Here is a 9,061-nt window from a genome sequence, read left to right on the forward strand (position 1 = left end):
AGAAAACTTTGGAATCCCTAACCTATCTAAACATAATATTGAATTTATATCTACTCATAATGATGAAGAATTAGAAAAATATCTTATGAAATTATATAATTTAGATATAAATTATCAGGAATTTTTGGGGAGTATATATGAATGATGTTTTATTAATCTTTCAGTAAATTTTATGGGGGATAATTTATCGAATTTTTTAGCAATTTCTTGAGATGATATTAAGCCATCTTTCAATAATTCTTTTCCATTGGTGTATAATTTAACACCGTGTTTCTGTGAAAAATCTGAGATTATCAACGCAGTTGAATTATATTTAAATATCTCATAAGGGTTAAGAGGAGGTATTGATACTCTATTTGATAACCTATCAAACATTTGTATAAACTTATCTAAGTTTGTTTTTTTAAATTCAACCTTAAAATCTTCCATTGCTTTTTCATTATATTCTTTTGCTGGTATAAGATATACTTCTCCCATAATAAGTTCTGAATTTCTTAATCTCAGATTAAGAGTCTCTGCGAAAGTTCTTTCCATAAGGGTATCAAAATTTTTATTCAGTGAAGATAGTTGGCTTCTAACTCCTATAACAATTGATTTTTCAATATCATAGTTACGGAATAATACTACTATATCTTGTTTTTTGTTTTTTAAATAACCCTCCATTGTAAGTTCTGGCGAATTTTTACCTATTGGGGGAAGAATTGCAAACTCTGTGTTTTTATAATGCTTTTCCAGTTCTTCTTTTAAGCTAATTTTAACTACTTCATGTATTTCAAATATTAACTTTGAACTTCTAATATAAGATTGTTTTCCTTTTAAGCCTCTTTTTCGTATTATACTGTGTAATTTTTTCTGAATGTTATTTAATCTATTTTGAAGCTCACTGATTTTCATTGAATAATTCCACTAACTTAATATCAAGCCCTTTACATATTTTTACAAGAGTTAAATATGAAGGGTTTCTTTCACATCTTTCAAGCATACCAATATAAGTCCTATCAAGATCGCTTAGATATGCTAATTGCTCTTGTGTTAGTCCTTTTAATAATCTTTTTTCTTTTATAGTATTTGCTAATATTTTTAATTTTATTTTATTTCCATCATTCATTATTTATAATTATATTTTTTCATAAAATAAAAATTCAACATACTATAGTCTGTTTTTATATCAATTATCTTCTTCAAAAATAACAAAGAATTTTACAGGAGTATTAATTGCTAAAATAATTAGAATATTTAGTAGTTATTAGTTTAAAACTATATCCTTTCAAAGGAATTTATACTTTTATAAAAGTGTTATTAACAAAAATATTTTTAGCTCAATTATTAACAGATCCAATCTTTAAGTTTTCTAAAATCTTAAAATAGCAGAGCCCTATTTTTCCATGATTTTAAGTTTTAAATATTTTATTCCTAAACTTAAATACAAATACAAACAGTATTCAAATAATGAAATATCCATATTTTTTTAAAAAAACAAATATTGAAAATAATAATTTTCAATATAAAATATAATTTATATCTTATATATATTTATTATATATTTTATATAAATAATTTATATCTTATATATTGATTAACCCCCATACCTATTTGTAAAGCACTTTCTTTCACGCGATCATACTCATCTTGCGTGAAACTAACTAATATTTTTTTATCTCTTTTTTGTGTTTTGATTTTGTCTCCACGAGCATCATTAATAAAACTAATGCTTGCTTTTTCTTTATTAATACTTTTAAATCCCATCTACCAATCCTTTATATTTCTATATTATTTTTTATTGTTTGCAAAGCTTCTTGATAAAATTTTTCAAAATCCATCAAAGCCTTATCATTTTTATCACAAAATTCACAAATGCTCTTTCCTTCTATGACAGCTCTTTTATAAGCTTGTCTTTCATATAAAACACTTTCCAATAAAAAAACATCATTCAAACAATAAGTTTCTTTTTTTTCATGAATATAATCTATTAAATTATTTAGTTCTTTAATTAAAAATGGATTAGGAGAAACTCTATTAATTAATATTAACAGTATAATATTTTTATTTATCGATTTAACTTCTTTATATACATTTAACATATGATCAAGAACACTTACATCATATTGACTAGCTATTGTAGGTATAATTATAACATCGGACAAAAGCATAGCTTTTCTCATTTCTTTACTATCTCTACCACCTGTATCAATAATAATAGCATCATATCTATTTAATTCATTGTTAAAATTATTATTCAATAAATTAATATCAAAGCTATGCTTAAAATTTTGTTTTAAGTTGGAACTATTTCTAATATCAATAAAAACTTCAGTAGATCTCTGCGGGTCGCTATCAAACAACAAAACACTATCACCATCTTCAGCTAGTCTTAAAGATAAATTAACAGCTAAAGTACTTTTTCCACTACCACCTTTTTCGTTACAAATAGATATAATCATTATATATTCTTTATATATTTATTATGTTATAATTATATATATAATAAATAAATTCTATATTAAATAAGTATATTTTTTCAGTCTTACCTATAATTTAAATATATTAAAGAAATAAATCACATGTATATAAAAATATCAAATCTAGAATGTAAGTCAAATTAAAAGCTTTCTAACTAAATTTGATAGTTCTAAATTTTCTTCAATAAACCATAAATCATCTATTGCTTTTATTCCAAAGTTGCCTAATTGAATAAAGTTTTTCGGTATAACATATATTGGCTTTTTTAAATTATAAAAATAATTCAGTTCATATTTACACCATTGTGATTTTTTTGAATTATCTGATTCAACAAAAATCATTGCTTTAGATTGTTCCATTCTTTTTTCCAAAACTTTCAAAGTTTCCTTGCAAAGTAATTTTCGTTTAAGGTAATCATTATCACATATCCAATCGCAAAAAACATTTTTATTATTTCTATTTAAAAAAGCTATTAATTTTTGAATTTCTTCACCATCTAAATAACTATGCGAAATAAAAAAATCATACTCCTTTATTTTTTGCTCTTCTTTTGCATTATTTATACGATATTCAAGTTCTTGAGGGTTTCCTTTTATACGGGAACGTTCTCTTGCATAAATATTTTTTAAAAATTCCTTCCTCTTTTTATTTTTAGTATGAATTTGCATATATTTTTGTTTTCTAAGTCTTGGTTGATAATTAAAACTTTGCAAATGATAAAATGCGCTTACACGCAACTGTTTATTTAATTCCGTGTCATTTAATTTAAAAAAAAATTGAATTATTTTATTTGAATAGTATTTTTTCAGCTCTGCAAGAATATACATTCTATCACTTTGTGATGTATTTTTTCTTTCATAAAAACCAATAAGTTTATCAAAAAAACTAGGACACATTTGTTGTGTTTTTGATAATGCTTTATTTATTTTTTTATCTATTCTATCTATTTTTGGAAACCTTTTATCCCATAATTGGTTTTCCATATTTTGCTTATATATTTCATTATATTTTTTGTAATGTTGTTCTTGATATTCTTTATTTATAATTTTTTTAAATAGAGAAACATTTTTTATCAAAGAATTTGGTTTTTGCATGTTGTATCTAATTCTTTTTTTATGTCTCTTAATATGTCGATCTTTTATTGTGTAATAATTATATTTTATTTCTACGGATTTCCACTCATGTGGGTAATATTTTTTTAGTAATTCAATTATATCTTCTTTTGTATACACTTTTGGTAAAATTGGCACAATAGTTTTAAGTTGACAATTCCACATATAAAGTATATCTTTTATATCTTTTTCAAAAATATGTTTAGTTACTCCAGACAAAATCATACCTTATTAAAAAAATTAATTTAAGTCTTATAAGTAAAAAAAGATAAATCAAAATGGTTACAAATAAATATAAATACTAAAATAACAAATATACTTCCATAAAATGGGAGTGTACTTACAGAGAAACAAATTTTAAAAGTTGATTTAACATCTTTTTTATATTTTTCTGGATCTACATTAAAAAAATTTTCATCACTATACATTCTTGTAGCAATAATCTCCTCATATTTTTTTCTAAATAATCTTTCTTGTCTTAAATAATAAGAATCTAAAATCCAAAAAGCAATAAGAGGAATAAAAGCTATATATTTATACTCAAATTTTAAGATTAATGTGCTTATAACTAAAGCCACTGTCCATTTTTTTATTTCTAAAGAATTTGTAGCCATTCTTTTTATAATTTCTTGTAAATTTTTTACTTCTTCTGTAAGAATTTTTAATTTATCTTCTATTTTCATTTCTAGTAACTTTCTGATAAATTTTTTCAAATTATAGTATTCTTTGATTAAATTAGTTAAAATTTATCTTAATTTTTTATATTTGTCTTCTTTAAAATATATATTATTTTTTAACAGATTACATGTTAAACTTATTATATATTTTTATATTATTATATATTTTTATGGATACTTTAAATCACTATATAACAAGATATAGATAAATATTAAGGGTAGAAATTAAGAATATTAAGGGTAGAAATTAAGAATATTAAGGGTAGAAATTAAGAATATTAAGGGTAGAAATTAAGAATATTAAGGGTAGAAATTATTGACAGTCTATTTTTAATATATTATAATAAAATATTCTCCTTGAATTTTACTCAAGTCGGAAATCCATAAAAAAGAGAGAGAATGAGTGATATTATTAAATATCATAATGATTTTAATAAAATTCAGTTGCCAAGTTTTAACGAATTAGAGCAAAATTTATTATGTGCAATTTTTTTACAAATTAAAGAAAAAGGTCATAAAGAAACAATTAAATTTCCTGTTTTAGAATTGAAAAAAATTGCATTACAAGGTAATTTAAAAGACAATGAGCATTTTAAAAGCCTTATGAAAAACTTATTTTACAAGTTTTTTAAGGCTGATTTTACAATTTTGATTAAAGATGAAAAGGGTAGAACTGGTGAAACTTTTGTTAATTTATTTGAAAAGGTAACTTTTTGGAATAGTGATAAATTACTTGAAGAGATAGAAATAAAAGTTAATGAAGATTTTAGTTATCTGGTTAATTCTTTGACAAAGGAATTTACATCTTTTGAATTAGCCGAATTTGTAGCATTAAGTGGAAAATACACAAAAACTCTTTATCGCCTTTTAAAACAATATAGAACAACAGGAAAAGCTTATTTTGAGTGGAGTGAATTTAAAAGAATTATAGATATACCAGAAACTTATCGCCAAAGTGAAATTGATAAATGGATTTTAAAACCAGCCATTAAAGAACTTACTAAAGAAAAAAATCTTTTTGATCAAATCAGAGTGCCTTTTAAAAATCTAACTTTTAAAAAAAAGAAAATAAAATCAAGAGGAAGGGGTGGTAAGGTTGTCGGTATTGAATTTACTTTTAAACCAGAAAACATTACAATACAAAAAATCGAAAATGAAATAATAAAGAATGCAAGCGATGAAGATAAAATCTTAATGACTTGCAATAACTTGTGTCAATCAAAAATTAGATTTAAATACGAAGAAAAAATCTATCAAAGTAACTCTTTTGATTTTTACGATTTTACTTTTAACGCAGTGGAGTTACAAGAAGATGAGCTTGGAAATTTAATTTCATACAATACTAAAATTTGGAAATGTAACGACAAAGAGCAATTTTTTAAAATGATCAAAACATTCACAAGCAATATATATTAAAAATCCGCCTTGAGTTTTACTCTTGGCGGAAATCCACATAAAGGCTTTGCTATAAACATAGCAAGCACAGCAATTATATCTAAATAAAAAGGAGAAAAAAATGAAAAATTTTAAAAAAGTTATTTTAGGTGCGGGGTTAGTTTTAGCTTTGGCAGGTTGTGGTGGAAGCAGTTTGCAAGAATTAAGCCAAGAAGAGATTAAAGAAATGGGTGGTAAAGTTACTTTAGATTATGTTAAAGAGGTTAATAAATTAAAAGAAATTTATAGCTTAAAAAATACGGCAGAAGTTTTTGGCGAAGATTATGATAATTTAATTAAAAGAAAAAAATTTTCTCACAAATTTGATTTTTGGGTTTATGGAAAAACAAATGATAATAAAATTATCCCAGTAGGTATCAATTGTAATAATTATGATGAGAATATCAAAATAGGAGAAAAAATTCCAAATTATTCTAAAAAAGATTGTTATGCGTTTCCATTAGAATACTTAGAATATGAAAAAGTCAAAAAACAATTAGAAAATCAAAAAAAATAGTTTTTTAAAATTAATTTAATCAGAAAAAAATACAAAGAAAATTGAAATTTTTTCATCAAAAAATGATTTTAAAAGTTCGTAATTTTTGATTAAATTTTTCCAAATTTTTTTTAAAAACTTTTCACTAAAATTTTTTTTCGCATTGAAATTTTTTGAACGATATTTCTTGAAAAAAATTTTAGTGATTCCAAGAAAAAAAATTTCTAATTTTTTTATTTTTTTCACAAATGAAAAAAATCAGTCTTTAAAGTGCCATTTTATCGCACTTTTGACTTAAATTACGCCGGTAAAGGCGGTTATCCTGCATTATTTCCGGAATTCAACTTTTTTTATTACCTTTTTTATTTGAACTTTTCTAATTTTTTTTGAACATTTCTTTTTAATTTTTCTGTTACATTTTTAATTTTATTTTTGCTTTTTTTTGTTTTAGATATAATCAAAAAAAATAAAAAAGGAAATTAAAAAAATGTATGATTATTCTAAATACGAAAACGCAACTCCAAAGCAATTAGTTTATGCACTTTCTTTAGCAGAAAAAAGAGCAGAAAAATTAAATTTACAATTGAAAGAAAACGAAGAGCTTTTTAAATTTTTGCAAAAGAAATTAAAAAGCTCTTTTAGCACAAAAAAAGTAAAAAAAAGAGAGAGAAAAATACCTGAGTTAGATGAAGCAATTGAAGATTACAAAAATGGAAATGTAGAAACTTATAAAAATTTTAAAGAGTATAAAAAGGCTATGGATGTCTTATAAAATTACATTGTCTAAAAAATATAAACAAAACTATAAAAAAGCAAACTCAAAAGATAGAATTTTAATCGATAAAATTGTAGAAAAATTAGCCAATGATGAAATTTTAGAACCAAAATATAAAGATCACGCACTAAAAGGAAATTATATTGGCTTTAGAGAATGCCACATAAAACCTGACTTATTACTAATTTATCGCAAAAACAACGACATTTTAGAATTATATCTAGCTAGTTTAGGAAACCACAATAACACTTTTTAGCAGAATACAATCATATTCTTTCAAAAATAGCCCTAAAATCATCTAGTAAATGTTTAAGAAATTTATTTAAGCTTTATTTTCATGTAAAGTACTTGCTAAAATTCGCATAAAAATATGGTAAAATGATGATTATATCTTGATTTTAGGAAGATAAATTTTGACAAATAAATGCCAAAAAAAAACTATATCTAATATTATAAAAAATGCAAAAAAATATTTAGATGAAAATACTTTAGTATCTACATTGATAATGTTTTTTGCAACTAAAAATAAGATTTCAATCTCGGGAAATGAATGCATAAAATATAATAAATTTGATTTGCTATTTTTAAAAAAATTAGAATTCAAACTTTCTGTTTTTGATATATATGAACTAATATATTCTTTTGAGTGTATTATTGATAATAAATTAAAGAAAAATTATGGAATAGTATATACTCCAAATTTTGTAACCAAATATATAATAAACTATTGTTTAAAACAATGGAAGAATAAAAATGTTCCTATTTGTTGTGACCCTTGTTGCGGAAGTGGCTCTTTTTTGATAGAATGTATAACTCAATTATCACATAAATATAATATGTCGCTAAAAGAGTCCTTGCAATATATTAAAGGAATAGATATCGATAGTAAATCTGTATCTTATTGCAAAATTATTATCGAATTGTTTCTACAAAATCACAACGAGGAATTACAAAGCTTAGATAACACTATCATCTGTGCTGATACTCTACTTTGTGATGAATCCACTATATTTAAAAAATTGGGTATTTCTCACATTGATATTTTAGTTACAAATCCCCCTTATGTAAAATTACAAAATATAGAAAAAGATTATAAAAATCAATTAATTAATAAATATAAAAATTTTGCTTCTGGAAGTTTCAGTACAGCCATTTTATTTTTATTGGCAAGTGAAAAACTACTTAAAAAATCCAAAGGAATACTTGGTTGCATTACGCAAAATAATCTTTTTACTTCTTTAGCTGCTGCAAATATTAGAAGTTGGCTATGTGAAAATAAATATATTCACACAATTATTGATTTTAGAGATAAAATTATTTTTAATAATATATCTGCATATACTTGTTTGTTATTTTTAGATTTTAGCAAAACAGAAAATATAAATTTTAGTTGGAATACTGGGACCCAAGAAAGTTTAAGAGAAAATATTTCATTTTCTTCCATACAAACAAAAACACTAAATCCAAAAAAATGGAGGTTGGCGCCAAGTATTCATTTAGATAATATACATAAAATAGAACAACAAATGCCTTTAAAATTAAAAGATATTGTGGATATAAAAGTAGGATTTGCAACATTAAAAGATAGTGTTTTCTTATTAAAAACAGAACAAATATGCAATTTTGAAAAAGATATATTAAAAAAAGCGATTAAAATATCAGAAATTAATAGCGAATCAGATTTACATCATAATCAAAGATATATTATTTTTCCATATAAAATAGTTAATGGACAATACCAGCTAATAGATGAGTATACTATGAAAAAACAATATCCACTAACTTATTCTTATTTCTTACAAAATAAAAAAACACTAGAAAACAGATCAGGATCTGACAATTCTGATCTGTTTTATAGCTGGGGTAGAAAACAAGGGATGCAGATATTCCGAGAAAAATTAATAACAAAAACTTTCAACATATCACCTAATTTTATATTAGATAAAACTGGTTCTCTATTTTGTAACGGATATGCACTAATTCCAAAAATACAATTAGACATATCTGTATTAAAAAAAATATTAAATTCGCAAGTTATGAACTATTATATGAAAATAACATCTTTTAATATAGAAGGAAATTATCAATGTTTTCAAAAAAATTTCAT

At 23.2% G+C, this 9,061-nt stretch carries 11 protein-coding genes; 5 read left to right on the forward strand and 6 right to left on the reverse strand.

Annotated features, from left to right (window positions below):
• Positions 1–114: 114 nt before the first annotated feature.
• The 6 genes from L8U41_RS07665 to L8U41_RS07690 form a co-directional block, all read right to left on the reverse strand.
• Entirely contained in the window at positions 115–894 is a 780-nt protein-coding gene (locus L8U41_RS07665) for a hypothetical protein (RefSeq protein ID WP_263728237.1), read from the reverse strand.
• Positions 881–1,108, reverse strand: a complete 228-nt coding sequence (locus L8U41_RS07670) for a helix-turn-helix transcriptional regulator (RefSeq protein WP_263728238.1) — start codon at positions 1,106–1,108, stop codon at positions 881–883. Before L8U41_RS07670 ends, L8U41_RS07665 begins: the two co-directional genes overlap by 14 nt.
• Positions 1,109–1,545: 437 nt before the next feature.
• On the reverse strand, positions 1,546–1,746 hold the full coding sequence (locus L8U41_RS07675; RefSeq protein WP_263728239.1) for a plasmid mobilization protein: 201 nt from the start codon (positions 1,744–1,746) through the stop codon (positions 1,546–1,548).
• An 11-nt stretch (positions 1,747–1,757) separates the two neighbouring features.
• Positions 1,758–2,441 carry a ParA family protein gene (locus L8U41_RS07680; protein ID WP_263728240.1) on the reverse strand — a complete coding sequence of 228 codons (684 nt, stop codon included), beginning with the start codon at positions 2,439–2,441 and terminating at the stop codon, positions 1,758–1,760.
• 153 nt (positions 2,442–2,594) lie between these two features.
• Positions 2,595–3,797, reverse strand: coding sequence for a toll/interleukin-1 receptor domain-containing protein (locus L8U41_RS07685; protein WP_412175034.1), 1,203 nt, complete (start codon positions 3,795–3,797; stop codon positions 2,595–2,597).
• Between the two features lie 20 nt (positions 3,798–3,817).
• On the reverse strand, positions 3,818–4,255 hold the full coding sequence (locus tag L8U41_RS07690) for a hypothetical protein (RefSeq protein ID WP_263728242.1): 438 nt from the start codon (positions 4,253–4,255) through the stop codon (positions 3,818–3,820).
• A gap of 393 nt (positions 4,256–4,648) precedes the next feature.
• Here L8U41_RS07690 and L8U41_RS07695 point away from each other — a divergent pair, with 393 nt between their 5' ends.
• The 5 genes from L8U41_RS07695 to L8U41_RS07715 all read left to right on the forward strand — a co-directional run.
• Positions 4,649–5,665: a replication initiation protein gene (locus L8U41_RS07695; protein ID WP_263728243.1), complete on the forward strand. Its 1,017-nt coding sequence runs from the start codon at positions 4,649–4,651 to the stop codon at positions 5,663–5,665.
• Between the two features lie 100 nt (positions 5,666–5,765).
• Entirely contained in the window at positions 5,766–6,200 is a 435-nt protein-coding gene (locus L8U41_RS07700) for a hypothetical protein (protein WP_263728244.1), read from the forward strand.
• 466 nt (positions 6,201–6,666) lie between these two features.
• The gene (locus L8U41_RS07705; protein WP_263728245.1) at positions 6,667–6,951 is read left to right on the forward strand and encodes a hypothetical protein; all 285 of its coding nucleotides are present in this window, start codon (positions 6,667–6,669) and stop codon (positions 6,949–6,951) included.
• Positions 6,941–7,210 (forward strand): type II toxin-antitoxin system YafQ family toxin, encoded by a 270-nt coding sequence (locus tag L8U41_RS07710; protein ID WP_087691199.1) that lies wholly within the window; start codon positions 6,941–6,943, stop codon positions 7,208–7,210. Before L8U41_RS07705 ends, L8U41_RS07710 begins: the two co-directional genes overlap by 11 nt.
• 157 nt (positions 7,211–7,367) lie before the next feature.
• The coding region (locus L8U41_RS07715) for a class I SAM-dependent DNA methyltransferase (RefSeq protein WP_263728247.1) at positions 7,368–9,061 on the forward strand (1,694 nt) is incomplete at its 3' end.

Source organism: Campylobacter sp. RKI_CA19_01116, from assembly GCF_025771405.1.
Lineage (GTDB): Bacteria > Campylobacterota > Campylobacteria > Campylobacterales > Campylobacteraceae > Campylobacter_D.

What these genes read in the sequence shown, in the direction of transcription:
- L8U41_RS07665 (WP_263728237.1), bottom strand. Translation starts at nt 894, where the DNA reads ATGAAAATCAGTGAGCTTCAAAATAGATTAAATAACATTCAGAAAAAA.
- L8U41_RS07670 (WP_263728238.1), bottom strand. Translation starts at nt 1,108, where the DNA reads ATGAATGATGGAAATAAAATAAAATTAAAAATATTAGCAAATACTATA.
- L8U41_RS07675 (WP_263728239.1), bottom strand. Translation starts at nt 1,746, where the DNA reads ATGGGATTTAAAAGTATTAATAAAGAAAAAGCAAGCATTAGTTTTATT.
- L8U41_RS07680 (WP_263728240.1), bottom strand. Translation starts at nt 2,441, where the DNA reads ATGATTATATCTATTTGTAACGAAAAAGGTGGTAGTGGAAAAAGTACT.
- L8U41_RS07685 (WP_412175034.1), bottom strand. Translation starts at nt 3,797, where the DNA reads ATGATTTTGTCTGGAGTAACTAAACATATTTTTGAAAAAGATATAAAA.
- L8U41_RS07690 (WP_263728242.1), bottom strand. Translation starts at nt 4,255, where the DNA reads ATGAAAATAGAAGATAAATTAAAAATTCTTACAGAAGAAGTAAAAAAT.
- L8U41_RS07695 (WP_263728243.1), top strand. Translation starts at nt 4,649, where the DNA reads ATGAGTGATATTATTAAATATCATAATGATTTTAATAAAATTCAGTTG.
- L8U41_RS07700 (WP_263728244.1), top strand. Translation starts at nt 5,766, where the DNA reads ATGAAAAATTTTAAAAAAGTTATTTTAGGTGCGGGGTTAGTTTTAGCT.
- L8U41_RS07705 (WP_263728245.1), top strand. Translation starts at nt 6,667, where the DNA reads ATGTATGATTATTCTAAATACGAAAACGCAACTCCAAAGCAATTAGTT.
- L8U41_RS07710 (WP_087691199.1), top strand. Translation starts at nt 6,941, where the DNA reads ATGTCTTATAAAATTACATTGTCTAAAAAATATAAACAAAACTATAAA.